The organism is Rhizomicrobium sp. (genome assembly GCA_037200045.1).
Classification (GTDB): domain Bacteria; phylum Pseudomonadota; class Alphaproteobacteria; order Micropepsales; family Micropepsaceae; genus Rhizomicrobium.
In genome coordinates, this window is the sequence record JBBCHM010000001.1 from 2,097,202 (window position 1) to 2,123,557 (window position 26,356).

Below are 26,356 nucleotides of genomic sequence, written 5' to 3' on the forward strand. Positions count from 1 at the left end.
GCCGGGTCCGATGCGCTAGGATGGGGCGTGCCGGTGGAGAAGAGCCATGACAGTCAAACGCCTAGCCGTTCCGCTGCTTTTCCTGGGACTGGCCGCCTGCGCCACGCCGACGCCCTATGCGCCCGCGACGGGCGACCGGGGCACCGGCTATTCCGACCAGCGGCTGGCTCAGAACCGCTATCGCGTGACGTTCACCGGAAACTCGCTGACCAAGCGCGACATGGTGGAGAACTACCTCCTGCTGCGCTCCGCCGAGGTGACACGCGATGCCGGCTATGCCTGGTTCGCGTTCGACACCCGCGACACCGAATCCAAGACGACCTATCACACCGATTTCGGTGCCTATCCCGGCTGGGGCTGGGGACCCGGCTTCGGACGCTATTGGCATAGCTGGCGCTACGATCCCTGGGACCCCTTCTGGCACGACACCGCCTTCCCGACGACGCGCTACGAGGCCTATGCCGAGATCATCCTGTTGACGCCGGAGCAGGCGAAGGCCGATCCGCATGCGCTGCAGGCCTCCGACGTGATCGCCCGGCTCGGCCCGCAAGCCGCGCCGCCGCCGCCGCCAGCGGCGACGCATTAGGGCCGGCGCAGGACCAGCGTGACGGCATCGCCGTCGCGCGCGCTCGAGAGGACCTCATAGCCTTCCTGGCGGCACATATGCGGGATGTCGATATGCGCGAGCGGATCGTCGGCCACCACCGTGATCTCGCCGCCTCGCGCGGCGCGGGCCAGCGCGCGGCGCGCCAGCAGCGCGGGCAGCGGACACTTCAGGCCTTTGAGGTCAAGCGGCTCGGTCATGGCCTCGCAATTGTTTTCCGTCTAACCATATCCTGGTCTTGAAACCGTCATCCCGCCTGTCACGGATCCCATGGGACTTGCCGCCGCCGCCGCGCGCGAAGCCACTTATATAGCCGCGATCACGAGGACGCTGTGGTCGCTGCGCGACGTCAAGCCGGACAGTCCGCACACCGTCGTCGACATCGTCGAGAAGCAGGCCAGGGCGACGCCGGACGCGGTGGCGTTCTACTACCTCGACCGCACCATGACCTATGGGCAGCTTGACGCCTACGCGAACCGCGTGGCGCATTGGGCCAGGGCCTCGGGCGTCGCGCGCGGCGAAGCGGTCGCGCTGCTGATGGAGAATTGCCCGGAATATGTCGCGACTTGGCTGGGACTCCTGAAGGTCGGCGCCATCACCGCGCTGATCAACACCAATCTGAGGGGCCAGCCGCTCGCCCATTCCATCGCCATCGCCGCGGCGAAGCACGCCATCGTCGGCGCCGAGCTGGCCGAGACCTTCGCCGAAGCGGCGCCGCAGATCGCGCCGCCGCCCAAGGCCTGGCGCGCCGGCGGCGCGGCGCCCGGCTTCGAGGATTTCGACGCCGTGCTGGCGGCCCAGCCGGCCGCGCCAGCCGACAAGGCCTGGCGCGACGGCGTCACAGCCAAGGACAAGGCATTCTATATCTACACGTCCGGCACCACGGGGCTGCCCAAGGCGTCGAACTTCACCCATATGCGCATGCTGTTCATGATGCACGGCTTCGCCAGCGGGCTGAACGCCAAGGCGTCCGACCGGCTGTACAACGTGCTGCCGCTCTATCATTCGGCGGGCGGGGTGTGCGCCATCGGGCCGGCGCTCTTGACCGGCGGCTCGGTCATCCTCAAGCGCAAGCTTTCGGTGCACGAATTCTGGGACGACGTACACCGCTATCGTGCCACGCTGTTCCAGTATATCGGCGAGCTGTGCCGCTATCTCCTGAACGCGCCGGTGCGGCCGCACGAGCGCGACCATGCCATCCGCGCCATCACCGGCAACGGGCTTCGGCCCGAGATCTGGAAGACCTTCCAGACGCGCTTCGCGATCCCCAGGATCATCGAGTTCTACGGCGCCACCGAGGGCAATGTCTCGATGCTGAACTATGACGGCACGGTCGGCGCGGTCGGGCGCGTGCCGCCCTATATGCGCGCCCTCCTCACCACGCGGATCGTGAAATTCGACATCGAGCACGAGATGCCGGTGCGCGGCTTCGACGGCTTCTGCATCGAATGCGCAGACAACGAGGTCGGCGAGACCATCGGGCGGATCGAGAACGAGCCCGGCAAGACCTTCGACGGCTATACCAAGGCGGCCGACACGCAGAAGAAGGTGCTCCACGACGTGTTCGAGAAGGGCGATGCCTGGTTCCGCACCGGCGACCTGATGCGGCACGACCGGCTGGGCTATTACTATTTCGTCGACCGGATCGGCGACACCTTCCGCTGGAAGGGCGAGAACGTCGCGACCAGCGAAGTGTCGGAAGCGCTCGGCGTGGTGCCCGGCGTCAAGGAAGCCAATGTCTACGGCGTCGCGGTGCCCGGTGCCGACGGCCGCGCCGGCATGGCGGCGCTGGTGACCGGCGAGGGCTTCGATATCGGGCGGCTCGCCGAGGCGCTGGCGGGGAATTTGCCGGCCTATGCGCGGCCCGTGTTCATCCGGCTGCTGCCGGAGCTGGAGATCACCGGCACGTTCAAGCAGCGCAAGGTCGACCTGGTGAAGGAAGGCTTCGACCTGAAGGCGATCCGCGATCCGCTCTTTTGGCTCGATCCGGCGACCGGACGGTATGAGCCGCTGACGCCGCGGGCGGTGGATGAGATCGCGGGCGGCCGGTTGAAGTTCTGACTGGAGCTAAAGCATCACCTGCGCCGCCGGGATCACCTCCGCGAAGCTGCCGTTCATCGTGTCGTTCTGGATGGCGACGATGTCCTTGGCTTTCGCCACCTTCGTATCGAAGGTCGAATGCGCGTCGGAGACGAAGGTCACCTTGTAGCCGCGCTCGACCGCGCCGCGGATCGCGGAATCGACGCAGTATTCCGACTGCATGCCGGTCACGACGAGGTGATCGATGCCGGACTTCTTCAGTTTCGCGTCGAAATCGGTGCCGTGGAACGCGCTGGAGTTGTGCTTGATCGTTACGTCGTCGCCCGGCTGCGGCGCCAGCTTGTCGACGAAGGCAAAGCCCGGCTGGCCGGGCTGCATCGCCTCTTCCTCCAAATCATGATGCTGGACGAAAAAGATCGGCGTGCCGTTGGCGCGCGCGGCGGCGATAAGGCCGGCGATGCGGTCGACGACGGCTTCGCCATCGAGCGGCGGGAGGCCCGGCATCGCGAACATGACCTTCTGGACGTCGATGACGACAAGCGCCTTGCTCATGCAAGAAACTCCCCGGTGAGACTGCCCCCTCCCCGAAAAATGCTTCGCATTTTTCGACCCTCCCGTGAACGGGAGGGTTGATTTACTCCGCCGCCTTGGTCGCCTTCTTGGCTTCGGCTTCGTGGTGCTTCTGGATGGTCTGCATCGCCGCGCTCATCGCCGCGCCGATAAAGCGCTCCTTGTTGTCGCGCGCCCAGGCGAAAGCCTCTTCGCGCTTTTCGTTGGCGCCGTTGATCACCGGCGTGACGTGACGCTGCCACAGTTCGTAGGACTTCTTCGTCGCGTCGAAATTCGCCCAGTTGTGCGCGAGCTGGAGGAACACGCCGAACTCGCCCTGCTTGGCCTGGAGCCGGCGGATCTGGGCGATGGCGTCGTCCGGCGTGCCGATGACGAGCTGGCCGTCCTCGACCAGCTTCTCCACCGAGCGCGCCTCGGTCGCCTCGCGGCCCGCCACCGCGCTGATGCCGCCGAAATAGGCCTGCCATTTGGCGAGGCCGAACTTCACGTTCTCGAAGGCCTGTTCGCGGGTCTCGGCGATGTGCACCGGGCCGACCAGGCGCAGGCGCGCCGGGTCCATCGTCTTGCCGTGCTCGGCGGCGGTGTCGTTGGCGATCTTCCAGTTGATGCCGAGCGCGTCATAGCCGCCGGCCTGCGTCGCGGCGACGCACAGCATGCCGAAGCCGTGGCGCCCCGCCAGCTTGCCGCCCGACGGCGTGACCGACGACGCCACCGCCACTTCGGGATGCGGCCAGGTATAGGGCTTGAGCTGGCAGGTCGCGTCGATGAGCGTGAACCAGTCGGATTTGTGCGTGACGCGCTCGCCCTTGAAGAGGCGCAGGATCACCTCGATCGCCTCGACCATGCGGTCGCGCTGGGTCGCGGGCTCGATGCCCATGGCGAAGGCGTCGGACGGCAGCAGGCCGGGGCCGACGCCGAGCATGAAGCGGCCGCGCGTCTGGTGGTCGAGCTGGATGACGCGGTTCGCGGTCATCAGGGGGTTGTGATAGGGCAGCGAGATCACGCCGGAGCCCAGCATGATGCGCCTGGTGCGCTCCGCCGCGGCGGCGATGAAGACTTCGGGGCTGGCGATGATCTCAAAGCCGGCGGAGTGATGCTCGCCGATCCAGGCTTCTTCATAGCCGAGGCGATCAAGATGTTCGATCAGTTCGAGATCGCGCTGGATGCAGAGCGTCGGATCCTCGTCGACCGGATGAAAAGGCGCGAGAAAGATTCCGTTCTTGAGCTTGATCGCCATGACTCTTCCTTCCGATTGTTCTGATGCGACTATGCCATAGCGCATGGCACGCGCCCAACCTTACGCACCGTCACGAAGAGTAGGATTCACGCGGAGGCGCGGAGCCGCGGAGAGCGGGCTCCGCTCCGCGTTCTCCGCGGCTCCGCGTGAGATTCTTCTGCGCGCGGACGCGCGCGATCAAAGCGGTGGCGGCGTAAAGCCGCCGAGCTCATCTTCGATGGCGGCTGCGAAGTCGAACAGGCGATCCTCGCCGTGCCACGGGCCGACAATCTGCACGCCGACCGGCAGGCCCCGCGCGGTCTGCCCGGCCGGCACCGCGAGCGCCGGCGCGTGCAGCGCAGAGGCGGGCGATATCCAGTTGAGCATGGCGCGATAGGGCACCGCTACGCCGTCGACGTCGAGGACGCGTTCGTTGAACCCCGGCTCCTGCTGGTGCGCGAAGGGCGGCACCATGCCGATGGGCATGACGATGGCGTCATAGCGTTCGAAGAAGTCCGCGAGCTTGTCCTTCAGCGCCTGGCGGCGCACCAGCGCCGCGACGTGTTCGCGATAGGTCGGCACGGCGAGCAAGCGGGACAAGGCGATCTCGGCGCCCGCACCGCCGGCGGCGATCAGCGTCAGGTCCGCCTCGCGCATTGCCTCGAAGGATTTCAGGAGCGCGTCGGGATATTCCGATGCCACGATCGGTACCAGGAGCGCGAGATAGGTCTCCATCAGCGCCTGGCCGTCGATGTCGGGCTTGGCGCGCTCGACCTGCGCGCCGGCTTTTTCCAGCGCGGCGGCGGCGCGGGCCACGCCGTCGCGCACATCGCGCGCCAGCGGCCAGGAGGCTTCTTCGTCCCACACCGCGACCAGCGCGCCTTTCACATCGCGGCGCGGTTGCTCGGGCGTTCCGTGCAGCACGCTCCACAGCAGCTTGAGATCATCGGCATTGCGCGCCATCGGGCCGTAGACGCCGATGTCGCATTCGTAATAGGCGCCGGGGCTCGGCGGTACGTGGCCTCGCCCGTCGAGCGCGCGCCAGGTCGGCTTCAACGCGGTGACGCCGCAATAATTCGCCGGATGGCGCAGCGAGCCGCCGATGTCCGAACCGATCTCCAGCGGCGTCACGCCGGTGGCGAGCGCCGCGCCGGCGCCGCCCGACGAGCCGCCGGGGACTTTCGTCACGTCATAGGGATTGTTCGTGGTGCCGTGCAGGACGTTGAAGGTCTGGTAGTCGCCGAGCATGAAGGGCACGTTGGTCTTGCCCCAGATCACCGCGCCCTGCTTGCGCGCGGCGGCGACCACCGTCGCGTCGGCGCAATCCTTGGCGCGGTCCTTGAAGGCGGGATTGCCGGACGTGGCCGGCATGTTCTGCACGTCGAAGCCGTCCTTGATCGTCATCGGCAGGCCGGCGAGCGCGCCGAGCGCCGCGCCCTTGGCGCGCGCGTCGTCGATCGCGGCGGCGTCTTTCCGCGCGCGCGCGATATCGGTTGCGATGACGGCGTTGATCGTCGGCGCGATGGCGTCGTTGCGCGCCAGATGCGCGTCCAGCAATTCGCGGGCCGAGACCTTCTTCGCCTTAAGATCGGCGAGCATCGACCGTGCCGTAGCGTAAGTGTCCACCGCTGCGCCCTCCCGTTTGCCTCTCCCGGAACATGGCATAACGTGCCGCCGCTCGAAATGCTTTGGGGTCCCCATGCGCGCCGCCGTGTTCCAGGAAATCGCCAAGCCGCTGGTCGTGGAGAACATCGCCGATCCGGTGCCGGGGCCGCACGACATCATCCTGCGCGTAAGGACGTGCGGCATCTGCGGCTCGGACCTGCACATGACCGAGGCCGGCACGATCATGCCGCTGCCGGGCGGCGCGGTGATGGGACATGAATTCGCCGGCGAGGTGGTGGAGGTCGGCAAGGCGGTCACGCATCTGTGGAAAGCGGGCGAGCGCGTCGCGGGCTTTCCGGTGATCTGCTGCGGCGAGCATTCGCCGTGCCTGTCGCTGTCACTGAGCAGCGCCTGCCCGAAATTGATTCCCGTCGGGCTGGGCCACAGCCCCGGCGCCTATGCGGAATATGTGCGGATCGGCGCCAGCAGCGGCTACCGCCTGCCGGCGAATGTCTCGTTCCGCGAGGGCGCGATGGTGGAGCCCTTGGCGGTCGGCCTGCATGCCGTCGACATGGCGAAGCTGGAGCGCGGCGCGACCGTCCTGGTGATCGGCGCGGGACCGGTCGGGCTCGCGGTGATGCTGTGGGCGAAGTTCCTGGGCGCGCGCCATGTGATCGTGAGCGAGAAGGCGGATGTGCGGAAGAAGATGGCGGCGCGCTTCGGCGCCACCGACGCGATCGATCCGGACCTGCCGCTGACGCCGCAGGTGCAGAAGATCGCCGGCAAGGCGCCGGACGTGATCTTCGAATGCGTCGGCGCGCCGGGCCTTCTGATGAACGCGATGGCGGAAGCCCCGCGCGGCGGGCGCATCCTGGTCGCCGGCGTGTGCCAGAAGCCCGACACGATCATGCCGCTGATCGGCATCGTGAAGGAGATCGCGATCCAGTTCGTGCTCGGCTATCGCGCGGCGGATTTCGACTATGTCATCGCGATGATCGCGTCCGACCGCGTCGACGTCGAACACATGATCACCGACATCGTCGATCTCGACGCCCTGCCGGCCGCCTTCGAGGCGCTGCGCAAACCGTCGCATCAGTGCAAGGTGATGCTGGAGAACTGAGGTCGCCGTTATATCGGACCGCGATACGCGGGACGTTCGGTCGCAGCACCTTCCGCAACGGAACTGTTACAAGCCCGGCCGCGATTCGCTGCTTGCGGGAATCGCCACTCCCAAGAACCTCTGGAGCGGACACGCGGGAACGCGCGTCCAAAAGGCCGTATGAGCAAGGAAGAAGACCGATTCGTTGACAGCGTTATCAGCGAGAGGCTGCGCGCGGTCCATGGCGTGTGGACGGAACTGGCGGCGGGACGCCTCGGTCCCAAGCGCGCCGAACTGACGCCCGCCAAGCTGCGCCGCGCCACGGCCTGGGCGTTCACCGTCGAGGTGATCGATGGCGGCACGGATTTCCGCGTCGGCTTTCGCGGCGACAAGGTGACCCAGTTCATGGGCGAACCCTGTACGGCGCAAAGCCTTGCGAGCCTGCGCGGCATTGCCTTCTTCGACATCGCGGAGGCGTTGTTCCGGGCCTGCGTCGAGAGCCGCAAGCCGCTGGTCAGCGCACCCCGGCGGACGCAATACAAGGGCAAGGAGCATCTCGAACGCGAAGTGCTGCTGCTGCCCCTGTCGGAAGACGGCGTCACCGTCACCGGGCTTCTCGGCGCGTTCGACACCTGGCAGCTCGGCACCCATTCGCGCGCGGCGGCGACGGCGGCCGCGGCGGATTGAATCTGCTAGGGTGACCGGCGGACTATCGGGACGGGCGGCCATGCCGGCGCACTACGACTACCTGACCTTCACGCTCGCGCGCGGGCGCCAGGCCTGGACCGATTTCGCCGCGCATATCCGTAGCATCGCGGCGCCCGCGATCGCGGCCGCCGGCGGCGAGGTGCTGGGGCTGTTCCAGGGACAACTCGGCTTCGCCTCGAACGAAGCGGCGATCCTGTTGCGGTGGCCGAACGCCCTGCGCGACCGGCTGCGCGAGCTCGATACCGCGCCCGGCGCCGTCGCGATATATCCGCAGAAGCTGACACCGACGGTGCGGCCGGCCGACGACAAGCGGCTCAGGAGCGGCGGCATTTATGTGCATCGCTGGTTCACCGTCGATGCCGACAGCGTGGCGGATTTCGTGGCGCTGTCGAACCGCGCCTGGGAGAATTTCGAAGGCAGCTACGACACCGAGATCTTCGGCCTCTTCATCGCCGAGACGACGGCCGAGGACGTCCGCGACGGCGCCGGAAGGCTGCTCCTGCTGACCTATTATGCGAGCCATGGCGTGTGGGAGAACTCGCGCGACCAGACGCGCGATCCGGCCGGTCTGTTCGCCAAGCGGCATGAACTGACGCGCTCGACCATCGGGCGCAGTTCGCTTGCCGTGCCGCTGACGCAAACCTAGGGAATTGATCCCGCACGGGAATTTCCGGCGTGGCCGAGATTTCGTGACGTCAACGTCACCTTAAGCCTTGCCTACGCCCCCGCGTCTCTCTTAGATGCACGCCTTCAGACAAGGGAGGACGATATGTCCGTCGATGGCAAGTGGAACATCACGATCAATTCACCGATGGGCGCGCAGAAGGCGACGCTCGATCTCAAGGCCGACGGCGCCACGCTGACCGGCACCCAGGCCGCCGCGCAGGGCTCCATGGCCATCGCGAATGGCAAGGCCGACGGCAACAATATCTCCTGGGCCGTCTCGATCACCTCGCCGATGCCGATGACGCTGGAATTCAGCGGCAAGGTCGAGGGCGACAGCCTCTCCGGCAATGTGAAGGCGGGGGCGTTCGGCTCCTTCCCGTTCTCGGGCGGCCGCGCTTAAGCCGCGCCACGATACGGAATCGGGGCGGCGCCGCGATGCGCCGCCCTTTTTCTTTTTACGCGTTACCATCGGGCGCGTCTCGCAGAGGATCGTCGCCTTGCGCATTCCCATCCATCGCGAAGGCTGGCCGTTCATCGCGATCTTCGCGGTCGCGAATTTGCTGATCTATCTGTTCTCGCACGGCGCGGCCCTGCTGTTCGCGCCGCTGACGCTGTGGTGCATCGCGTTCTTCCGCGATCCGGAGCGCACGCCGCCGCCGGGCGAGACGCGCATCGTCAGCCCCGCCGACGGCAAGCTGCTGCCGACCGTCGAGGCCGTGCCGCCCGAGGAACTGGGGCTGGGCCCGGAGCCGCGCCGACGCCTGTCGATCTTCATGAATGTCTTCAACGTGCATGTGAACCGCATGCCGGTCAGCGGCACGGTGGTGGCGCTCGCCTATCGCCCGGGCCGGTTCTTCAACGCCTCCTTCGACAAGGCCAGCGTGCACAATGAGCGCATGTCGGCGCGGGTGCGGCCGGCGGGCGCAACCGATCCGGGCCAGGACCTTGCCGTGGTGCAGATCGCCGGCCTCGTGGCGCGGCGCATCGTCTGCGACATCAAGGACGGCGACGCCGTCCGGCGGGGCGCGCGCTATGGCATGATCCGCTTCGGCAGCCGGTTGGATGTCTATTTACCCCCTTCGGCTAAGATCGTGGTACAAGACGGTTCTGTGACAAAGGCCGGCGAGACCGTGCTCGCGGAACTACAAGGGTAGGTAACCCATTGGCGTATCGTAGAATCGATCCAAGGCGCATGGCCGAAAGGCTCGAAGAGCTTTCCGTCGGCCGCGTCGTGCCGAGCGTGCTCACCCTGCTCGGCCTGTGCAGCGGCATCACCGCCATCAAATTCGCCATCGAGGCCGATTGGGGCGCCGCGGTCATCGCCATCATCTTCGCGATGGTGTTCGACATGCTGGACGGCCGCGCGGCGCGCTTCCTCGGCGCCGATACGCGGTTCGGGGCGCAGCTCGATTCGCTGGCCGATCTCGTCAGCTTCGGTGTGGCGCCCGGCGTGCTCATTTATATGTGGAGCCTGGAGCGCATGGGCAATGCGGGCTGGATCGCGGCGCTGATCTTCTGCGTCTGCTCCGCCATCCGCCTGGCGCGGTTCAACGTGCAGAGCGTGCGCGACGAAGGCGCCACCTCGCACAATCCCTATTTCACCGGCCTGCCGACCCCGGCGGCCGCCGGCCTCGTCATGCTGCCGATGCTTTTGAGCTTCCAGGGCGGCGGCGACATCTTCCGCACCCCGATCGTCAGCGGCGTGATGATCGCGCTCTCCGCCAGCCTGATGGTGAGCCGGCTGCCGACGCCGTCGATCAAGTATATGCGGCCGGCGCCCCGCCACCGCGTGCTGCTCTGGGGCTTTGTCGGCCTTCTGGCCGGGTTCATGTTCACCTGGCCCTGGGTGACGGCGACGGTCGGCATGGCGATCTATCTGGCGTCGATCCCGCTCGGCATCGCGATGCAGGCGCGCCGCGCGCGCACCCATCCGGGCGAATGAGCCTCAGCTCTGCGAGGACAGGATCTCGTCGAGCTTGATGCCCTGCCGCTGCAGCATCGCCATCAGAATCTCGTTCTGACGCTCGAGGTGATGCAGGATCACCTCGACCTCGGCCTCCGCCTTGATGTTCACCTCCAGATCGTGCTCGGCGCGCGCCTCGGAGGCGCGGCCCTGGATGTTCTGGCCGATCATCAGAAGCGGCATGAGCATGATCTGGACCAGGTTCGAGATGAACAGCCAGAACACGAAGCCCATCGGCGGATCGAATTGCAGCGAGGCCGGTGCGAGAAAGTTCCAGCCGAGCCACAGCACGGTCCACACGACGATCAGCAGGAAGAACGTCATGGTGCCGACATGGTCGGTGATCCACAGCGCGACCTTCTCCATCTGACCCATCTGGGCCTTGATGCCGGCATAGGTGTTGCGCAGCGGGTGCTTGGCCCGCAGTTCGGCAAGTTTGGCGAGTGCCGCTGACGCCATGATGATTCCCCCAATGAAAGAAGACGCGTTCACACTATCGTCACGCGCGCCGTCCGTGCGCAATGGCCGGATTTGGAACGCCGGACTAAACTTCGCGTAATGCCGCCTAGAGAGCGTAGGCCGTCCCGAGCAGGACGACGCCGATCGCGCCGAACCCGACGGCGGCGTACCACAGCCACCCTTTATGGGTGATGATCGCGACCGTCGACATGGCGATGCCGATCTCGAACAGCGTGGCGGCGCCGGTCAGCCATTTGTGGCGCTCTTCATGGACGGCGCTGGCGGCCAGCAGGCGGTCGCGGTCCTTTTCGTTGTCCTCGGCCTTTTCGCGCAGCTTGTCCTGCGTGTCGCCGTATTCCTTGGACTGCTTCTTGAAGAAGTCGCCGTCGGCGCTGCCGGCCGGCGCGTTCTTCGCCGCGATGCCGTAGATGTGCTTCTTGATGCTGTCGGCCTGGAACTCGTTCCACGAATCGGTGGCGCGGTCCTGCTGCAGCACCGCCTCGCTGGTGGCGGCGAGCGAGCCTTCGCCCTCCATCGTCTCCAGGCTGCCGGCGGCGGCGGTCAGGACCGCGAGCACCGCGACCGTGATCGCGACGCGCGAGATGAAGGGGTCATGCTCGTGCGAGGCATGCTCGGCATGTTCCATGTGCTCATGCGCTTCGAGCGCGGGATTTTCCACCGTCACACCCCTCCCAGGAACCGGTCGGCGATCGCGGCGTGCAGCGCGACGCCATTGGCCATCGCCGCCTCGTCCATCATCATGCGGTTGGAGTGGCAGGCATGGGCGTGGTGGGCCGAGACGCCGTGCGGCGCCACGCCGAGAAACACCATCGCGCCCGGCATCTTCTGCAGCACATAGGAGAAATCCTCCGCGCCCATGATCGGGGCCGGCAGCCTGGCGAAGCCGTGCTCGCCGAACAGGTCGGTGACGACGCCCTGGGCGAATTTCACGAACGCCTCGTCGTTGATGGTGACGGGATAGCCGGGCTTGAGGTTCACCGTGGCTTCGATGTCGTGCGCCCGGGCGATGTTCTCCGCGATGCGGACGATGCCTTCGCGGGCCGCGGCGCGGCTCTTCTCCGAGAAGCTTCGAAGCGTGCCGAGCAGCCTGGCGCTTTCGGGAATCACGTTCTGGGTGGTGCCGCCTTCGATCTTGGTGATGGAGAGGACGACGGGATCGAACGCGTCGACCCGGCGCGTGACCAGGGTCTGCAGCGCGACCACGATCTCGCACGCCGTCGGGATCGGATCGAGCGTGTAGTGGGGCTGCGAGGCATGGCCGCCCTTGCCCGTGACCTCGATCTCGATCGTGTCGGTCGCCGCCATCAGCGGGCCGGAGCGGGTGGCGACGACGCCGGCCGGGATGTTGGGCGAGATATGGATGGCGAAGGCGGCGGACGGCGCGGGGGCCGCGTCCAGCATGCCTTCTTCGATCACATGGCGGGCGCCGGCATAGCCCTCTTCGCCGGTCTGGAAGAAGAATTTGACATTGCCGTTGAGCCGGTCGCGATGGCGATGCAGCAGATGCACCGCGCCGACCAGCATGGCGGTGTGCGAATCGTGGCCGCAGGCGTGCATGCGGCCTTCGTTGACGGATTTGAATTCGAGATCGGTGTCTTCCGGCATCGGCAGCGCGTCCATGTCGCCGCGCAGAAGGATGGTCGGGCCCTGCTGGGCGCCGCGCAGCGTGACGATCATGCTGGTCGTGGTCTTGCTGTCGGCGATCTCGACATCGAGGCCGGCGAGCGCCTCGCGGGCGCGGCGCGTGGTCTCGGGCAAATTGAGGCCGAGTTCCGGATGCTTGTGGATCTCGCGGCGCAGCGCCACCACCATCGGCATCAAATCCTGCGCGCCCTCGCGCCAGAAGCTCAGATCGCCCGTCGGATTGTCCATCTTGTTCTCCTGTGTCGCGATCCACGCTCCCCCATGGGGCGGGGAAATCCTACGCCGTCGTGTCCACCGTGCCGCCGGGAGCGGCGCCGTTGCCGGTTTCCTTCTTCGCCACCGTCACCATGGCGGGGCGCAGCAGGCGGTCGGCGATCGTGTAGCCGGACTGGACGACATTCACGATGGCGCCGGCCGGCTTGCCTTCGCCCGGAACCTCGGCGATCGCCTGGTGCAGATTGGGATCGAATTTCGCGTCGGTCGTGTCGATCTGCTTGACGCCGTGCACGCCGAGCTTGGCGAGCAATTGCCGCTCGGTCGCTTCCACGCCCTCGATCACCGAGCGGATCTGCGGATCGGCGGCGTCGCGCAGCGCCTGCGGCAGATGGCTGAGCGCGCGGGCGAAATTGTCCGCGATCTCCAGCATGTCGCGGGCAAAGCGCGTGACGGCATATTGGCTGGCGTCGACCCGCTCCTTCTCGGCGCGCCGCCGGACGTTTTCCGTCTCGGCGAGGGCGCGCAACAGCTTGTCCTTCAGCTCGACATTCTCGGCGTTCAGCGCCTGGATCACGTCGGCGGGATGGGGTTGCGCGGGGTCGGCCCTATTCGAATCTTGCGGCAGTTCGTCTTCTTCGCTCATGGGTCTCTCTGATGCGTCAGCCGAGCAATCGGCCGACGACTTTGGCGGTGTGGTCGACCATCGGGATGATGCGGCCATAGTTGAGGCGGGTGGGACCGAGAACGCCGATCACGCCCACGATCTTGCCGGCCGCATTGGCATAGGGCGCGGCGACAATGGAAGAGCCGGAGAGGCTGAACAGCCGGTTCTCCGAGCCGATGAAGATGCGCACGCCGTCGCCCTCGCGGGCGAGTTCGAGCAGGCGGATCAAATCGGCCTTGCGCTCGATGTCCTCGAACAGGGTGCGCACGCGTTCGATGTCGGCAACCGCCTCGACCGTGTCGAGCAGATGCGAGGTGCCGCGCACGATCAGCACTTTCTCTTCCGTGTCGCGCGCTTCGCCGGCCGGCACGGACAGCGTGGCGAGCCCCTCGGCGACGATCTTGGCGGTCAGCACGTCGAGCTCGGCGCGCTCGCCTTCGAGTTCCGCCAGCACCTCGGCGCGGGCCGAATCGAGCGTGCGGCCGCGCAGCCGCGCATTGAGATAATTCGAGGCCTCCGACAGCGCCGAGGCCGGCAGGCCCTTGGGCGTGTCGATCAGGCGGTTCTCGACCTGGCCGTCCTCGCTGACCATGATCACCATCGCCTTGCCGGGCGCGATGGCGGCGAACTCGACATGTTTGAGCACCGCGTCCTGCTTGGACGAGACGACCAGGCCAGCGCAGTTGGAGAGGCCGGACAGCAGGCTGGTCGCCTGGACCAGGACCTCCTCGAGCCGGCGGCCGGTGCCGCTCATCCGCGCCTCGATGGAGGCGCGCTCGTCGGGCGACAGCTCCCCCACTTCCAGCAAGCCGTCGACGAATAGCCGCAGGCCCTTTTCCGTGGGCGCCCGGCCGGCCGAGGTGTGCGGCGCGTAGAGCAGCCCCATGGTCTCCAGATCGGCCATCACATTGCGGATCGAGGCCGGCGACAGGGCCAGCGGCAGGCGCTGCGACAGGGTGCGCGACCCCACCGGCTCGCCGCTCGACAGGAAGGCTTCCACCAGATGGCGGAAGACCTCCCTTGGGCGGTCCCCCAGGATGGCGTTCAAGGTACGGGCAGCCGTCTGATCCAAATATACAAGCCTTTGAAAGGACTTACGTTTTTACGCGAAGGGGCGCGCCATTTGCGCCGCCGGCGGCAAAGCCGCTAGGTAACGGTCGACGCCCGAAACTTCAAGGCAAACAACATGCGCCCTTCTTCCCGCGCAAACGACCAGATGCGTACCGTGACCCTGGAACCGGGGGTCGCCAAGCATGCCGAGGGCTCCTGCCTGGTCAAGTTCGGCGACACCCATGTCCGCTGCACCGCCAGCCTGGAGGATACCGCCCCCGGCTTTCTGCGCGGCACCGGCAAGGGCTGGGTCACGGCCGAGTATGGCATGTTACCGCGTTCCACCCATGAGCGCATGCGGCGCGAGGCGGCGCAAGGCAAGCAGTCCGGCCGCACGCTGGAGATCCAGCGGCTGATCGGCCGGTCCCTGCGCGCCGTGGTCGATCTTTCCGTGCTCGGCGAACGCCAGATCGTGATCGATTGCGACGTCATCCAGGCCGATGGCGGCACGCGCACCGCCTCGATCACCGGCGGCTTCATCGCACTGTCCCAGTGCATCGCCTTCATGAAGAAGACCGGCGCGATCACCAAGCCCGCGATCAAGGACCACATCGCCGCCGTCTCCTGCGGCATCTGGAAGGGCGAGGCCTGCCTCGACCTCGACTATGCCGAGGATTCGACCGCCGAGACCGACGCGAATTTCGTGCTGACCGGCCGGGGCGGACTGGTCGAGGTTCAGGGAACCGCCGAGGGCGAGCCGTTCAGCGACGAGCAGTTCGCGCAATTGCTCAAGCTGGCGCGCAAGGGCATCGGCGAACTCGTCGCGTTGCAAAAGAGCGTGCTGGGCGCATGAGGCTTTCGCGCGGCGACACGCTGGTGGTGGCAAGCCACAATCCCGGCAAGGTCCGCGAGATCGTCGAACTGCTCGCGCCTTATCGGCTGCATGTGATCGGCGCCGGCGATCTGGAGATTGCCGAGCCGGAGGAGACCGAAACGACCTTCGCCGGCAACGCGGCGCTGAAGGCGCTGTGGGTGGCGAACCATTGCGGCCAGATCGCGCTCGCGGACGATTCCGGCCTGAGCGTCGCCGCGCTGGACGGGGCGCCGGGCGTCTACTCCGCCCGCTGGGCGGGGCCGCACAAGGATTTCGGGGCGGCGATGGCGCGCGTCGAGCAGGAGCTCAAGGATCGCGGCGCGACCGACATGTCCGCGAAATTCGTTTCCGCGCTGGCGCTCGCCTTGCCGCACGAGACGCCGCGCATTTTCGAAGGCGAAGTGCACGGCTATCTCGCCTTTCCGCCGCGCGGCGCGAACGGCTTCGGCTACGATCCGATCTTCGTCGCCGAGGGGATGCCACAGACCTTCGGCGAGATGGAGCCCAAGGCCAAGCTCGCGATGAACCACCGCAGCCGCGCGTTCCAGAAGCTGATCGCGAGCGACGTCTTCGCCCCATGAGCGGCTTCGGCATCTATGTCCACTGGCCGTTCTGCGCGGCCAAATGCCCCTATTGCGATTTCAACTCCCATGTCCGCGCCTCGGTCGACGAGCAGGGCTGGATCGATGCGATCGTACGCGAACTGGAATGGACGGCGGCGCGCCAGGGCGCCGACCGGCCCATCGTCGAGACGGTGTTCTTCGGCGGCGGCACGCCGTCGCTGATGCAGGGCACCAGCGTCGCGCGCACGCTGGACACCATCGCGAAGCTCTGGCGCACCGCCAACGATGTCGAAGTCACGCTCGAATCCAATCCGGCCAGCGCCGACAGGGCGCGCTTCGCGGATTACCGCGCCGCGGGCGTGAACCGGCTGTCGCTCGGCGTGCAGGCGCTGAACGATGCCGATTTGAAGATGCTGGGCCGGCTGCACAATGTCGCCGAGGCGAAGGCGGCGCTGGCGCTGGCGATGCGCAATTTCGACCGCGTCTCGCTCGATCTCATCTATGCCCGTCCGTATCAGACGCTGGCGCAATGGCGCGGCGAACTCGCCGAGGCCTTGTCCTTCGGCACCGATCATCTTTCGCTCTACCAGCTCACCATCGAACCAGCGACGCCGTTCGCCACGCTGTACAAGACCGGCGCGCTGACGATCCCCGACGACGACCGCGCCGCCGAACTCTTCGAGTTGACGCAGGAGATGACCGAGGCGGCGGGCCGCCCGGCCTATGAGATATCCAACCATGCGCACCCCGGCTCGGAGGCGCGCCACAATCTGATCTATTGGCGCTATGGGGCGTATGCCGGCGTCGGCCCCGGTGCCCATGGCAGGCTCGATATCGGCGGCAAGCGCATCGCGACCCAGACCGAGCGCCTTCCCGAGCGCTGGCGCGAGGCCGTGCTGCGGCAAGGTCACGGCCTCATCGAGCAGAGCGACATCGCCCCCGCCGATGCCGCGCGCGAACACCTGCTGATGAATCTGCGATTGGCCGAAGGCCTCGACCTCGCCGCTTACCGCGCGCGTTGGAGCACCGTGCCGAACGCGGATCGCATCACGTCCCTCGTCGAAGATGGCCTGCTGATACTGGAGGGTGACCGCCTGACCGCTACTCCGCGCGGCCGCCTGCTGCTCAACAGCGTGATCGCGGCATTGGTCGAATAGATTGGCTCACGCGGAGCCGCGGAGAACGCGGAGATTGAGCTCAACTCCGCGCTCTCCGCGGCTCCGCGTGAATCCTTGGCGCGCTAACGCGCGCCGGAGGCGGTTCAGCTCCCCGGCTTCACGAAGGTCGTCGGCGCGGGATCCACCACGTGGAAACCGTCGGGCGCAATCGCGATGACGGCGAGGCCGCGCTCCGCCGTGCCGTCGGGCGCGAAGCGGAAGATGCCGTCGGCGCCGGCGAAGCCGTTGGGATCGGCCAAGGCGGCGCGCGTGAAGCGCTTATAGGGCTCGCCCTTGGCCAGCGCCGCCACCAGCGACACCGCGTCGTAGGCGAGCGCGGCCAGCGGCGGCGGATTGACGCCGAACGCCTCGCGGAATTTCGCGTTGAACGCAATCTCGCTCTTCGGATCCGGCCCCGCGAACCAGGCGCCGGACAGCGCCGGCTCGGCGAGATTGGCGGTCTCGTTCCACTGGCCGGTGCCCAGCAGCTTCACCTTGCCGGTGACCAGGCCGCCCGCGGTCAGCGCCGGCGCCGCGGCGCGCAACACCCCGCCGCCCTGCGGAAGGAACAGCGCATCGGCATCGGTCTTGGCGATCACGCCCGCCGGCGCGACGACGCCGTCCAGCGTGCCCTCGAAGCGCTCGACCTGGCCGACCTCGCCCTTGCCGTTCGTGACCGCGGCTTTGAACGCGTCGAGCGTGACATCGCCGAAGGCGGTCCGCGGCACCAGCGCCGCGAAGCTGTGCTTGCCCTGGCCGAGCGCGTAATCGATGACGCGGGTGGTGTCGCCCTCGGGCTGGAAGCCCATCAGATAGACGCCGTCGCCCGCCACCGTCCGGTCGGTCGAGAAGGCGAGCACCGGCACGCCGCGGTCGCGCGCCGCGCCGGAGATCGCCTTGACCGAAGGGCCATAGAGCGGCCCGACGATGATCTCCGTGCCCTGTTCCAGCAGTCGGTCGGCGGCGGCGGCGGCGTCCGCCGGCGTCGAGCCTTCATCCGCCGTGATCAGGACGATGTCGTGGTTGCCCGATTCATAGAGTGCCATCTGCGCCGAACGCAGCATGGCCTGCGCCAGAAGCTTCACCGCCGGCGTGCCGCTGGTGAAGGGCAGAATCACGCCCACCCGCACCGGGATGTGGTCGGCCGGGATATTGGACAGGGTGAGGAAGCTCGGCTTGTTTTCGGTCAGGGGATGGCCGGCCGGGGTCTCGGGCTCGGCGGCAGGCGCCGGCGGCGGCGGCGCGACCGGTTTGGCGACGCAGCCGGCCAGTGCTATCGCGGCGAGGCAGGCGATGGCAAAAAGGCGCGCGGCTCCAAGAGGGGCCACCGGACGGGATAGAACAGGCATTGAGACCTCCACAGACCGGCGAAACTAAGGCTTTGGGCACGTTCCGTAAATCGGGCGCGGCGGCGGAACTTGCCCCCGGGCTTTACGTGACGGCGACCCCCATCGGCAATGCCCGCGACATCACCTTGCGGGCGCTCGATGTACTTTCCGGCTGTGACGTCATTGCGGCGGAGGATACGCGCGTCACGTCCAAGCTGCTGGCCATCCACGGGATATCCAAGCCGCTGACCGCCTATAACGACCACAATGGCGCGCGCGAGCGGCCCAAGCTGATCGCCAGGCTGCGCCATGGCGCGCGGATCGCGCTGGTGAGCGACGCCGGCACGCCGCTGGTGTCCGATCCGGGCTACAAGCTGGTGCGCGAGGCGCTGGCCGAAGGCGTACCGGTGCACGCGATCCCCGGCGCCTCGGCGACGCTGACCGCGCTGGCGCTGGCGGGGCTGCCGAGCGACCGCTTCCTGTTCGCCGGCTTCGTCCCGGCCAAGGCGGGCGAGCGGGCGAGCTTCCTGGCGGAGCTGAAACCCATCCGCGCCACGCTGATCCTGTTCGAATCGGCGCAGCGCCTGGCCGAATCGCTGGCGCAGATGGCGGAAATCCTGGGCGACCGCGCCGTGGCGGTGACGCGCGAACTGACCAAGCTGCACGAGGAAGTGCGGCGCGGCACGCTGGCGCTGCTCGCGCCGCGCTATGCGGACGCGCCGCCGCCCAAGGGCGAGGTCACGATCCTGATCGGCCCGCCGGCGCAGGCCGGGGCCGATACCGGGCGCATCGACGCGCTGCTCGACCATGCGCTGCCCTTCATGCCGGTGAAGGCGGCGTCGGAGATGATCGCGCTGGCGCTCGACATCCCGCGCAAGGAAATCTACGAACGCGCGCTGATGAAGAAGACCGATGAAGGCTGACGGCATCACCGCCAAGCGCCGGCGGGCGGAACGGTCCGGCCGCGGCGGCGAGACCTGGGCCGCGCTCCTGCTGCGGCTGAAGGGTTATCGCATCCTGGGTCGGCGGGTGCGCACCCATGCCGGCGAGATCGATCTGGTGGCGCGCTCGCCGCGCGGCATCCTGTGCTTCGTCGAGGTGAAGGCGCGGCCCGATGCACGCGCCGCCGTCGAATCCGTCGCGCCGCGCCAGCGCGCCCGCATCGCGCGCGCCGCCATGCTGTATGTCGCCGGCAAGCCGCAACTGGCGCGCGCCGCCCGCCGCTTCGACATCGTGACCGTCTCGCCGCGCGCTCTGCCGCGCCACATCCGCGACGCCTGGCGGCCATGAGCGAGGACCCGCGCGCCTATCTGGAAAAGCTCGGCCAAGCCGGCGACGGCCCGCACGATATCGCGCGAGCGGCGCTGATGCTGGCGGCGCTCGACCATCCGGGCCTGCCGCTTGAGCCGTTCCGCGCCCATCTGAACGAGATCGCCGATGCGATGAAAAGCCAGGCGGCGATGATCACCCGCGTCGGCGAAGGCGCCAGGGCGCTCGCGATCCTGCTCACCACCCGCTACGGCTATGACGGCGATCGGCTGCACTATGACGATCCGAAGAACGCCGACCTCATCGACGTGATCGAGCGCCGCCGCGGCCTGCCGGTCGCGCTCGGCATCCTCTACATGCACGCCGCGCGCGCCGCCGGCATGACGGCGAGCGGGCTCAACACCCAGAGCCACTTCCTCGTGCGGCTGGGCCATCGCCATGACGACGTCACCGTCGATCCGTTCAATGGCGGCGTGGTGCTGGAAGCCGGCGCCGCGCTTCCGGCGCAGCTCGGCGACGCGCATCTGGCGCAGACGATCGGCGATATCGACGTGCTGCTCAGGCTGCAGAACAACCTGAAGATCCGCGCGCTGGAGAGCGACGATGCCCCGCGCGCCCTGGATGTTGCGACCCGCATGGCGCTGATCGCGCCGAAGCGCGCCGAGGTCTGGTTCGAGCTTGCCCGCCTGAACGAGAATGCCGGCGTGCTCGGCGCCGCGCGCAAGGCCTATGAGCGCTGCCTCGACCTGACGCCCGCCGGCGAGGCGCTGTACAACGAAGCCGTGCTGTCCCTGTCGCAGCTCAAGCGCCGCTTGAACTAGGAGTTCGCCATGCTGACCGTCGCGATCCAGATGGACCCGATCGAGAAGATCGACATCAACGGCGATTCGACCTTCGCGCTGGCGCTGGAGGCGCAGGCGCGGGGCCATGCGCTGCTCTATTACGGGCCGCGCGACCTGTCGTTCCGCGACGGCAAGGTCACCGCGCGCGTGCGTTCGCTGAGCGTGCGCGCGGTCAAGGGCGATCACTTCACGCTGGGCGAGAAAGAGGTCTTCGACCTGTCGCGGGCCGATGTGGTGCTGATGCGCCAGGACCCGCCCTTCGACATGGCCTATATCACCGCGACGCACATCCTGGAGAACATCCATCCCGGGACGCTGGTGGTGAACGATCCCGCGAGCGTGCGCAACGCGCCGGAGAAGATCTTCGTCACCCAGTTCGAAGGCCTGATGCCGCCGACGCTGATCACCACGGACCGCATCGAGATCGACGCCTTCCGCGCCGCGCACAAGGACATCATCGTCAAGCCGCTCTACGGCAATGGCGGCGCCGGGGTGTTCCGCATCAGGCAGGACGACGAGAATCTGGGCGCGCTGCTGGAGATGTTCACCGCGTTCTACCGCGAGCCGGTGATCGTGCAGCGCTATGTGCCCGAGGTGCGACGGGGCGACAAACGCATCATCCTGGTCGACGGCGAGGTGGCGGGCGCGATCAACCGTGTGCCGGCGGCAGGCGAGGCGCGCTCCAACATGCATGTCGGCGGCCGCGCCGAGGCGACGGAGCTGACGGCGCGCGAAAAGCATATCTGCGCCACGATAGGCCCGGAACTGAAACGGCGCGGGCTGATCTTCACCGGCATCGACGTGATCGGCGACTACCTGACCGAGATCAACGTGACCAGCCCCACCGGCATCCACGAAGTGAGACGCTTCGGCGGCGCCGACATCGCCGCCCTGGTGTGGGACGCGATCAAGCGACGGAAGTCTGCGTAGAGACCTCCGGAAAAATATTTCGTGAAATAAAATATCGTTCGCGGCATTGCAGCAATTCGACTTATCCACGCCGCGTCGCGGATTTCTCGGCGTCAGCCGCGGCTTTGCGCCTGCACGAGCGGGGATAAGTCCGTGTACGGATTTATTCTCTCCGCCCTCTTGAACCGAGTCGGTCCAGCCACCAAATCAGCCATATCCCCGCAATCACATCCGAACGCAAGCGTCATCCGGCGCTGCGAAGCTAACCCGCCAGCCCGAACCGGCTTCTGTATCGCGCGTCGATGTTCGAGAGCGGGAAGTAGATGAACACGTCGATGGTCGAGAACTGCTTGTCGATCACCGCGCCGTCGCCGATGCAGCCGCCGGCGCGCAGATAGCCCTTCAAGAGCGGCGGCGAGGCACGCATGCCTTCCTTTTGGTCCACCGCCTCTTTCGGCAACCGGTCCATCGGCACGAACAGCTCCGGCCGCGCCTTGACAGCGATGCCCGGCGGAATCGGGTGGTAATAATAGAGATAGGAGAGCGGCAGCGCGATCGCGTCCGGGTCGGTGCCGGGGAAGGAGGCGCAGCCGAACATCACGTCGATGGAGAAGCGCGCGACGTAAGCGAGCAACCCCTTCCACAGAAGCTGCAAGGTCGTGGTGCGGTTGCGATAGGCCTTGAGCACGCAAGAGCGGCCGAGCTCCAGGAACCGCGTACCGGGCGGATAGCCCTTCAGCATGCCGGAAATGTCGAACTCGCCCGCCGTGTAGAAACCGCCGGCGCGCGCCGCGTCGACGTCGCGGGTCAGCCGGTAGGTGCCGACGACCAGCGGCTGGCCGTCCTCGTCCAGCACCGAACGGTCGACCACGAGGAGGTGGTCGCAGACCTCGTCATATTTGTCGAAGTCGCGGCGCGCCTCGCGCATCGCTAGCGAGGGCACCGCCGCCATCTCTTCGTAGAACACGTGATAGCGCAGCCGCTGGGCCTGTTCGACTTCGCCGTCGGTCTCGGCAAGGCGCACTTCCAGGGCGCCGGCCGTCGCCAGGACGGGCCACTGCGCAAGTCTGCCCTCGAACGGGCCAGGCTCGTGGATGTTCACCAAGCAAACAGATCCCAAGGGTGGGCGCCGACTTGGCTGCAGCCAGCTGGCCCGGACCCGAAGCGCATTTTACCTTAAGCCCCCGGACACAGGCAAACGATCACGACGCGGCGGCCGCCCGCGCGCGCAACGCATGGATGCGCGCGAGCGCCAGAAAGAGCAGCAGGCCGGGGATGCCCGCCAGGCCGCAGCCGATGAAGAACACCGCATAGGCATGCATCAGGTCGCCGCCCCGCCCGAGCCACTCCACGACCTCGCCCGAGAAGCCCTTGAGGAACTTGCCCAGCACGGTGTAGCTCGCCGCCAGGAGGGCATATTGCGTCGCGGTGTAGCCGAGGCTGGTCAGGCTCGACATATAGGACACCAGCGCCACGCCCGCGAAGCTGGTCGCGACGCTGTCGAAAATCATGATAACGATGAAGGCGCCGATATCGGTCCTGGTCGTCGCCAAGACCGCGAAGGCGGCGATAGCGGCGGCCTGCAGGATGCCGCCCACGATCAGGGCGCGGATATAGCCGAAGCGCAGGGCGCAGAAGCCGCCGGCCGCGATCCCGGCTAGAGAGGCCGCGAAGCTGAACGAGCCGCGCACCGCGGCCACCATGTCCTTGGTCAGGCCGATGTCGTGATAATAGGGATTAACCATAGGGCCCATGATGAAGTCGGGCACGCGATAGAAGCTGATCGCCACCAGCATCAGAAGCGCGATCCAGCCATAGGTCTTGAAGAAGGCCAGGAACGGCCCGACGATCGCGTCGCCAAGGCCGCGCAGGGTGTAGAGCGGCGCCGTCTCGGATTTCTGCTCCATCACCGCGTCGGCGCGTGCCGGCTCGCTGGCGAGGAAGGTCGCGACAAGGCCAATCGCCATCAGGGCGCCGTACAGCGCATAGGAGAACGGCCAGCTCGTGTGCTCGGCGACGGCCAGGATGATGGCGTCGGTGGCGAGCAGCGCCACGCGATAGCCGAACTGATAGGCGGAAGAGAGCAGGCCGAGCTCGTCATTGTCCGCCGCGGACTCGATGCGCCAGGCATCGACCACGATGTCCTGGGTCGCCGCCGCCAATGCGGTGAGGAAGGCAAAGCAGGTCAGGGCGAGAAGGCCGTTCTTCAGGCCGACGGCCGCCATGCCCATCAGGCCGAGCCCCACCACGATCTGGGCCAGCGCCATCCAACTGCGGCGGCGGCCGAGCTTGGTAAAGATCGGCGCGCTGACGCGATCGATGATCGGGGCCCAGATCGGCTTCAGCGAATAGGTGATTCCGACCCAGGAGACATAGCCGATGACCGCGAGCGAGGCGCCCTCGTCGCGCATCCAATAGCCCAGCGTGTTGCCGATCAGGAGGAACGGAATGCCCGAGGAAAGGCCCAGCACCAGCATCTGCAGCGTCTTGGGTTGCAGATAGGCCTTGAGCGAATGGCGGGGTCGAGCGGGAACCGCTGCGGTCATGCCGCGGCGGTGGTGATCGGCGCAGGCGGGAAGAAGACGTTGAACATGTCATCCAGCTGGGCGGGGTCGACGGGTTTGGTCAGAAAACCATCCATGCCCGCGTCTTTGCAAGCCCGCTTGCCGGTTTCCAGCGCATCCGCCGTCAGGGCGACGATCGGGGTGCGCCGCCGCCCGGTCGCGGTCTCATAGGCGCGGATCGCCCGCGTCGCCTCGATCCCGTCCATGCCGGGCATGTGAATGTCGGTCAGCACGATGTCGAATTCGCCGGTCTCCATCGCCTTCACCGCCCGCCTCGCCGGAGGTGACTTCGATCACGGAATGACCGCGGCGGCGCAGCAATTCGCGGGTCAGCATCAGGTTGATCGGATTGTCCTCGGCCAGGAGGATCCGGATGGCGCCGGGCGCCTCGGCGCGCGCGGGCGCCGTCATCGGAAACGATGCCCGTGGCGCCGCATGGATCGGCAGGGCTGATCGGGGCGCTTCTCCTCCAGATGGCGCAGCCGCGCAACGAGGGTCGACAGGCGCACCGGCTTCACCAGATAGCCCGCGAACCCCATGTCGCGCATGGCACCGAGCTGCGAGCGCGCCGCCGGCGTCAGCACGACGAGGGCCGGCACGCCGCGGTCGGGCGCGGCCGGGGGGGCTCGGTTCGGAATCCGTTCCGGCATCGATCAGCATGAAGTCCGGGCGCCTTCCGTCATTGGGATTGAACACCGCGCCACCCACGGCACGGACCTGCGCCGCCAGCCCGTCGCGCAGCATGGTGTTGCGCGTCACGATGGCGATCGTGATGCCCTGCAGGGTCTCGGCCTGGGAATCCGGCGCGGGCTTGACCACCACCGACGGCAGGGTGAACCAGAACTTGCTGCCGCCGCCCGCCGCCTCGTCGATGCCGATCTCGCCGCCCATCGCCTCAACCAGCTTCTTGGAGATCGCGAGGCCGAGGCCCGAACCGCCGAATTTGCGCGCATGGCTGGAATCGGCCTGGACGAATTCGCGGAAGATCTCGTCGCGCTTTTCCTTCGGCACGCCGACGCCGGTGTCGCGCACCTCGAATCTGAGGAAGCGGCGATCCGGACCGTCGACCACGCGCACCGAAAGCTCGACGCCGCCGCGCTCGGTGAACTTGACCGCGTTGCCGACCAGATTGGTCAGCACCTGGCGCAGCCGCACGCTGTCGCTGCGCACCACCGCCGGCACGGCGGGATCGACCACGGCGACGAGCTCGATGTCCTTGTCATGGGCGCGCGGGCAGGAGAGTTCGACCACGCCTTCAATCAGCGGGCGCAGATCGACCTCGTCGTCTTCCGGCGAGAAGGTGCCCGATTCGATCTTGGAGAAATCCAGGATGTCGCCGATCAGCGTGAGCAGGGCCTCGCCCGACTGGCTGATCGCCTCGACATAGGTGCGCTGCTCGGGCCGAAGCTCGGTTTCCAGCAGCAGCCGGGCCATGCCGAGCACGCCGTTCATCGGCGTGCGGATCTCGTGGCTCATCGTCGCCAGGAAGCCGGATTTGGCGCGGCTGCCGGCTTCCGCCTTGTCGCGCGCCTCGACGATCGCGTCTTCCAGGGCCTTGCGCTCGGTGATGTCGCGCCCGACGCTCTGGACTTCGACCAGCCGGCCTTGCGCATCGCGCACGGCGTAGTCTTCCAGGCGATCCAGCGCCAGCCATAGGCGGTGCGGACATGCTGGTCGTAGCGCACGCGGGCGCGGCCCGTCTCCAGGCCGGCGAAGCTGCCGAACAGGGGCGCCCGGCTCTCGGGATGCAGTTCCGGCGCGAAAGCGGCACCAGACAGCGCGGCGGGGATCGAGCCCGAACAGCTTGAAGAACGCGTCATTGCCATAGGTCAGCCGGCTGTCCGGGGCGCGGCGGAAGATGGCGTCGCCCTGCGCGTCGACCAGCGCCTTGTAGCGCGCCTCGCTCTGGTTGAGCCTGGCGTTGAACGCGGCGGCGGAGGCCAGCGACTGTTCCAGCCGGCCGCTCGCCGATTTGAGCTGTGCCGCCTGGCGGTCGAGAATCTCGGTGCGCTGGCGGGCGACGACGAATTCGTGCAGCAGGAAGCTCAGCACGATTGCCACGAGAACCGCGAACCAGCCCGGCGCCATCAGCGTGAAGCGGTTGTGCAGCACAACGTCGCCAAACGCGACAAGCAGAAGCGCGAACGCGATCAATCCCGTCGAAGTGCGAAGCGCGCGCAACCGGCTATACCTGTTCCAAGCCCCTGGAAGAGCTTGCCTTGCACGCTCTTCAAAAAGCTTTAAAGCGCCGGGTTCCGGCAGGGTTTAGAAAAGGTTAATCTCGCCCGCCCGCGCCACAGAGCGCCGGGCGGTTCAGGGTACAAC

The 26,356-nt window shown here is 67.3% G+C and carries 29 protein-coding genes; 15 read left to right on the top strand and 14 right to left on the bottom strand.

Annotated features, from left to right (window positions below):
* Positions 1-46 precede the first annotated feature (46 nt).
* A complete protein-coding gene (locus tag WDM86_09975; protein MEI9990355.1) occupies positions 47-586 on the top strand; it encodes a hypothetical protein in 540 nt (179 codons plus the stop codon).
* On the opposite strand, the gene WDM86_09980 is transcribed toward WDM86_09975, so the two are convergent.
* The gene (locus WDM86_09980) at positions 583-804 is read right to left on the bottom strand and encodes a sulfurtransferase TusA family protein (protein MEI9990356.1); all 222 of its coding nucleotides are present in this window, start codon (positions 802-804) and stop codon (positions 583-585) included. The genes WDM86_09975 and WDM86_09980 overlap by 4 nt on opposite strands.
* Before the next feature lie 70 nt (positions 805-874).
* Between WDM86_09980 and WDM86_09985 the strand changes: the two genes are divergently transcribed.
* Positions 875-2,665, top strand: coding sequence for a long-chain-acyl-CoA synthetase (locus WDM86_09985; protein ID MEI9990357.1), 1,791 nt, complete (start codon positions 875-877; stop codon positions 2,663-2,665).
* A gap of 6 nt (positions 2,666-2,671) precedes the next feature.
* Here WDM86_09985 and WDM86_09990 read toward each other — a convergent pair whose 3' ends face one another.
* The 3 genes from WDM86_09990 to WDM86_10000 form a co-directional block, all read right to left on the bottom strand.
* A complete protein-coding gene (locus WDM86_09990; protein MEI9990358.1) occupies positions 2,672-3,196 on the bottom strand; it encodes a cysteine hydrolase family protein in 525 nt (174 codons plus the stop codon).
* 82 nt (positions 3,197-3,278) lie between these two features.
* The gene (locus WDM86_09995; protein MEI9990359.1) at positions 3,279-4,451 is read right to left on the bottom strand and encodes an LLM class flavin-dependent oxidoreductase; all 1,173 of its coding nucleotides are present in this window, start codon (positions 4,449-4,451) and stop codon (positions 3,279-3,281) included.
* Positions 4,452-4,628: 177 nt separating this feature from the next.
* Complete coding sequence (locus WDM86_10000) at positions 4,629-6,029, bottom strand: amidase family protein (GenBank protein ID MEI9990360.1); 1,401 nt, start codon at positions 6,027-6,029, stop codon at positions 4,629-4,631.
* 100 nt (positions 6,030-6,129) lie between these two features.
* On the opposite strand from WDM86_10000, the gene WDM86_10005 reads away from it, so the two are divergent.
* From WDM86_10005 to pssA, 6 genes are all read left to right on the top strand, one after another.
* Positions 6,130-7,155: an alcohol dehydrogenase catalytic domain-containing protein gene (locus WDM86_10005; protein MEI9990361.1), complete on the top strand. Its 1,026-nt coding sequence runs from the start codon at positions 6,130-6,132 to the stop codon at positions 7,153-7,155.
* Between the two features lie 159 nt (positions 7,156-7,314).
* A complete protein-coding gene (locus tag WDM86_10010) occupies positions 7,315-7,821 on the top strand; it encodes a PAS domain-containing protein (protein MEI9990362.1) in 507 nt (168 codons plus the stop codon).
* A 40-nt stretch (positions 7,822-7,861) separates the two neighbouring features.
* Positions 7,862-8,488: a hypothetical protein gene (locus WDM86_10015; GenBank protein ID MEI9990363.1), complete on the top strand. Its 627-nt coding sequence runs from the start codon at positions 7,862-7,864 to the stop codon at positions 8,486-8,488.
* 123 nt (positions 8,489-8,611) lie between these two features.
* The gene (locus WDM86_10020; protein ID MEI9990364.1) at positions 8,612-8,908 is read left to right on the top strand and encodes a hypothetical protein; all 297 of its coding nucleotides are present in this window, start codon (positions 8,612-8,614) and stop codon (positions 8,906-8,908) included.
* An 88-nt stretch (positions 8,909-8,996) separates the two neighbouring features.
* On the top strand, positions 8,997-9,662 hold the full coding sequence (locus WDM86_10025) for a phosphatidylserine decarboxylase (GenBank protein MEI9990365.1): 666 nt from the start codon (positions 8,997-8,999) through the stop codon (positions 9,660-9,662).
* 38 nt (positions 9,663-9,700) lie between these two features.
* A complete protein-coding gene (gene pssA, locus WDM86_10030) occupies positions 9,701-10,450 on the top strand; it encodes a CDP-diacylglycerol--serine O-phosphatidyltransferase (protein MEI9990366.1) in 750 nt (249 codons plus the stop codon).
* Positions 10,451-10,453: 3 nt separating this feature from the next.
* Here the strand turns inward: pssA and WDM86_10035 are convergent, their stop codons facing one another.
* The 5 genes from WDM86_10035 to hrcA form a co-directional block, all read right to left on the bottom strand.
* Positions 10,454-10,930, bottom strand: a complete 477-nt coding sequence (locus WDM86_10035) for a DUF1003 domain-containing protein (GenBank protein ID MEI9990367.1) — start codon at positions 10,928-10,930, stop codon at positions 10,454-10,456.
* Positions 10,931-11,036: 106 nt separating this feature from the next.
* Positions 11,037-11,609 (bottom strand): DUF4337 family protein, encoded by a 573-nt coding sequence (locus WDM86_10040; GenBank protein ID MEI9990368.1) that lies wholly within the window; start codon positions 11,607-11,609, stop codon positions 11,037-11,039.
* 2 nt (positions 11,610-11,611) lie between these two features.
* Positions 11,612-12,823 carry a M20 family metallopeptidase gene (locus tag WDM86_10045; GenBank protein MEI9990369.1) on the bottom strand — a complete coding sequence of 404 codons (1,212 nt, stop codon included), beginning with the start codon at positions 12,821-12,823 and terminating at the stop codon, positions 11,612-11,614.
* A gap of 49 nt (positions 12,824-12,872) precedes the next feature.
* Positions 12,873-13,454 carry a nucleotide exchange factor GrpE gene (grpE, locus tag WDM86_10050; GenBank protein ID MEI9990370.1) on the bottom strand — a complete coding sequence of 194 codons (582 nt, stop codon included), beginning with the start codon at positions 13,452-13,454 and terminating at the stop codon, positions 12,873-12,875.
* A 16-nt stretch (positions 13,455-13,470) separates the two neighbouring features.
* Complete coding sequence (gene hrcA, locus WDM86_10055; protein MEI9990371.1) at positions 13,471-14,547, bottom strand: heat-inducible transcriptional repressor HrcA; 1,077 nt, start codon at positions 14,545-14,547, stop codon at positions 13,471-13,473.
* Between the two features lie 114 nt (positions 14,548-14,661).
* Between hrcA and rph the strand changes: the two genes are divergently transcribed.
* From rph to hemW, 3 genes are read left to right on the top strand one after another with little or no spacing between them, the layout of a single operon-like run.
* Complete coding sequence (rph, locus tag WDM86_10060) at positions 14,662-15,378, top strand: ribonuclease PH (GenBank protein MEI9990372.1); 717 nt, start codon at positions 14,662-14,664, stop codon at positions 15,376-15,378.
* Positions 15,375-15,980: an RdgB/HAM1 family non-canonical purine NTP pyrophosphatase gene (gene rdgB / locus WDM86_10065; GenBank protein ID MEI9990373.1), complete on the top strand. Its 606-nt coding sequence runs from the start codon at positions 15,375-15,377 to the stop codon at positions 15,978-15,980. The genes rph and rdgB overlap by 4 nt, the downstream gene beginning before the upstream one ends.
* A complete protein-coding gene (gene hemW / locus WDM86_10070; GenBank protein ID MEI9990374.1) occupies positions 15,977-17,119 on the top strand; it encodes a radical SAM family heme chaperone HemW in 1,143 nt (380 codons plus the stop codon). Before rdgB ends, hemW begins: the two co-directional genes overlap by 4 nt.
* 104 nt (positions 17,120-17,223) lie before the next feature.
* Here the strand turns inward: hemW and WDM86_10075 are convergent, their stop codons facing one another.
* On the bottom strand, positions 17,224-18,468 hold the full coding sequence (locus tag WDM86_10075; GenBank protein ID MEI9990375.1) for a penicillin-binding protein activator: 1,245 nt from the start codon (positions 18,466-18,468) through the stop codon (positions 17,224-17,226).
* 86 nt (positions 18,469-18,554) lie between these two features.
* Here WDM86_10075 and rsmI point away from each other — a divergent pair, with 86 nt between their 5' ends.
* The 4 genes from rsmI to gshB are packed head-to-tail and all read left to right on the top strand — an operon-like array spanning position 18,555 to position 21,488.
* The gene (gene rsmI / locus WDM86_10080) at positions 18,555-19,370 is read left to right on the top strand and encodes a 16S rRNA (cytidine(1402)-2'-O)-methyltransferase (protein ID MEI9990376.1); all 816 of its coding nucleotides are present in this window, start codon (positions 18,555-18,557) and stop codon (positions 19,368-19,370) included.
* Positions 19,360-19,737 carry a YraN family protein gene (locus WDM86_10085; GenBank protein ID MEI9990377.1) on the top strand — a complete coding sequence of 126 codons (378 nt, stop codon included), beginning with the start codon at positions 19,360-19,362 and terminating at the stop codon, positions 19,735-19,737. Before rsmI ends, WDM86_10085 begins: the two co-directional genes overlap by 11 nt.
* Complete coding sequence (locus tag WDM86_10090; protein ID MEI9990378.1) at positions 19,734-20,537, top strand: transglutaminase-like domain-containing protein; 804 nt, start codon at positions 19,734-19,736, stop codon at positions 20,535-20,537. Before WDM86_10085 ends, WDM86_10090 begins: the two co-directional genes overlap by 4 nt.
* 9 nt (positions 20,538-20,546) lie before the next feature.
* Entirely contained in the window at positions 20,547-21,488 is a 942-nt protein-coding gene (gshB, locus tag WDM86_10095; GenBank protein MEI9990379.1) for a glutathione synthase, read from the top strand.
* Positions 21,489-21,729: 241 nt separating this feature from the next.
* Here the strand turns inward: gshB and WDM86_10100 are convergent, their stop codons facing one another.
* The 4 genes from WDM86_10100 to WDM86_10115 form a co-directional block, all read right to left on the bottom strand.
* Positions 21,730-22,569 (bottom strand): GNAT family N-acyltransferase, encoded by an 840-nt coding sequence (locus tag WDM86_10100; protein ID MEI9990380.1) that lies wholly within the window; start codon positions 22,567-22,569, stop codon positions 21,730-21,732.
* Between the two features lie 100 nt (positions 22,570-22,669).
* Positions 22,670-24,013, bottom strand: coding sequence for an MFS transporter (locus WDM86_10105; GenBank protein ID MEI9990381.1), 1,344 nt, complete (start codon positions 24,011-24,013; stop codon positions 22,670-22,672).
* Complete coding sequence (locus WDM86_10110) at positions 24,010-24,288, bottom strand: response regulator (protein ID MEI9990382.1); 279 nt, start codon at positions 24,286-24,288, stop codon at positions 24,010-24,012. The genes WDM86_10105 and WDM86_10110 overlap by 4 nt, the downstream gene beginning before the upstream one ends.
* Positions 24,197-26,212, bottom strand: a complete 2,016-nt coding sequence (locus tag WDM86_10115; protein ID MEI9990383.1) for an ATP-binding protein — start codon at positions 26,210-26,212, stop codon at positions 24,197-24,199. Before WDM86_10115 ends, WDM86_10110 begins: the two co-directional genes overlap by 92 nt.
* Between the last annotated feature and the right edge of the window lie 144 nt (positions 26,213-26,356).

What these genes read in the sequence shown, in the direction of transcription:
- WDM86_09975 (MEI9990355.1), top strand. Translation starts at nt 47, where the DNA reads ATGACAGTCAAACGCCTAGCCGTTCCGCTGCTTTTCCTGGGACTGGCC.
- WDM86_09980 (MEI9990356.1), bottom strand. Translation starts at nt 804, where the DNA reads ATGACCGAGCCGCTTGACCTCAAAGGCCTGAAGTGTCCGCTGCCCGCG.
- WDM86_09985 (MEI9990357.1), top strand. Translation starts at nt 875, where the DNA reads ATGGGACTTGCCGCCGCCGCCGCGCGCGAAGCCACTTATATAGCCGCG.
- WDM86_09990 (MEI9990358.1), bottom strand. Translation starts at nt 3,196, where the DNA reads ATGAGCAAGGCGCTTGTCGTCATCGACGTCCAGAAGGTCATGTTCGCG.
- WDM86_09995 (MEI9990359.1), bottom strand. Translation starts at nt 4,451, where the DNA reads ATGGCGATCAAGCTCAAGAACGGAATCTTTCTCGCGCCTTTTCATCCG.
- WDM86_10000 (MEI9990360.1), bottom strand. Translation starts at nt 6,029, where the DNA reads ATGCTCGCCGATCTTAAGGCGAAGAAGGTCTCGGCCCGCGAATTGCTG.
- WDM86_10005 (MEI9990361.1), top strand. Translation starts at nt 6,130, where the DNA reads ATGCGCGCCGCCGTGTTCCAGGAAATCGCCAAGCCGCTGGTCGTGGAG.
- WDM86_10010 (MEI9990362.1), top strand. Translation starts at nt 7,315, where the DNA reads ATGAGCAAGGAAGAAGACCGATTCGTTGACAGCGTTATCAGCGAGAGG.
- WDM86_10015 (MEI9990363.1), top strand. Translation starts at nt 7,862, where the DNA reads ATGCCGGCGCACTACGACTACCTGACCTTCACGCTCGCGCGCGGGCGC.
- WDM86_10020 (MEI9990364.1), top strand. Translation starts at nt 8,612, where the DNA reads ATGTCCGTCGATGGCAAGTGGAACATCACGATCAATTCACCGATGGGC.
- pssA (MEI9990366.1), top strand. Translation starts at nt 9,701, where the DNA reads ATGGCCGAAAGGCTCGAAGAGCTTTCCGTCGGCCGCGTCGTGCCGAGC.
- WDM86_10035 (MEI9990367.1), bottom strand. Translation starts at nt 10,930, where the DNA reads ATGGCGTCAGCGGCACTCGCCAAACTTGCCGAACTGCGGGCCAAGCAC.
- WDM86_10045 (MEI9990369.1), bottom strand. Translation starts at nt 12,823, where the DNA reads ATGGACAATCCGACGGGCGATCTGAGCTTCTGGCGCGAGGGCGCGCAG.
- grpE (MEI9990370.1), bottom strand. Translation starts at nt 13,454, where the DNA reads ATGAGCGAAGAAGACGAACTGCCGCAAGATTCGAATAGGGCCGACCCC.
- rph (MEI9990372.1), top strand. Translation starts at nt 14,662, where the DNA reads ATGCGCCCTTCTTCCCGCGCAAACGACCAGATGCGTACCGTGACCCTG.
- rdgB (MEI9990373.1), top strand. Translation starts at nt 15,375, where the DNA reads ATGAGGCTTTCGCGCGGCGACACGCTGGTGGTGGCAAGCCACAATCCC.
- hemW (MEI9990374.1), top strand. Translation starts at nt 15,977, where the DNA reads ATGAGCGGCTTCGGCATCTATGTCCACTGGCCGTTCTGCGCGGCCAAA.
- WDM86_10075 (MEI9990375.1), bottom strand. Translation starts at nt 18,468, where the DNA reads ATGCCTGTTCTATCCCGTCCGGTGGCCCCTCTTGGAGCCGCGCGCCTT.
- WDM86_10085 (MEI9990377.1), top strand. Translation starts at nt 19,360, where the DNA reads ATGAAGGCTGACGGCATCACCGCCAAGCGCCGGCGGGCGGAACGGTCC.
- WDM86_10090 (MEI9990378.1), top strand. Translation starts at nt 19,734, where the DNA reads ATGAGCGAGGACCCGCGCGCCTATCTGGAAAAGCTCGGCCAAGCCGGC.
- gshB (MEI9990379.1), top strand. Translation starts at nt 20,547, where the DNA reads ATGCTGACCGTCGCGATCCAGATGGACCCGATCGAGAAGATCGACATC.
- WDM86_10105 (MEI9990381.1), bottom strand. Translation starts at nt 24,013, where the DNA reads ATGACCGCAGCGGTTCCCGCTCGACCCCGCCATTCGCTCAAGGCCTAT.
- WDM86_10110 (MEI9990382.1), bottom strand. Translation starts at nt 24,288, where the DNA reads ATGGAGACCGGCGAATTCGACATCGTGCTGACCGACATTCACATGCCC.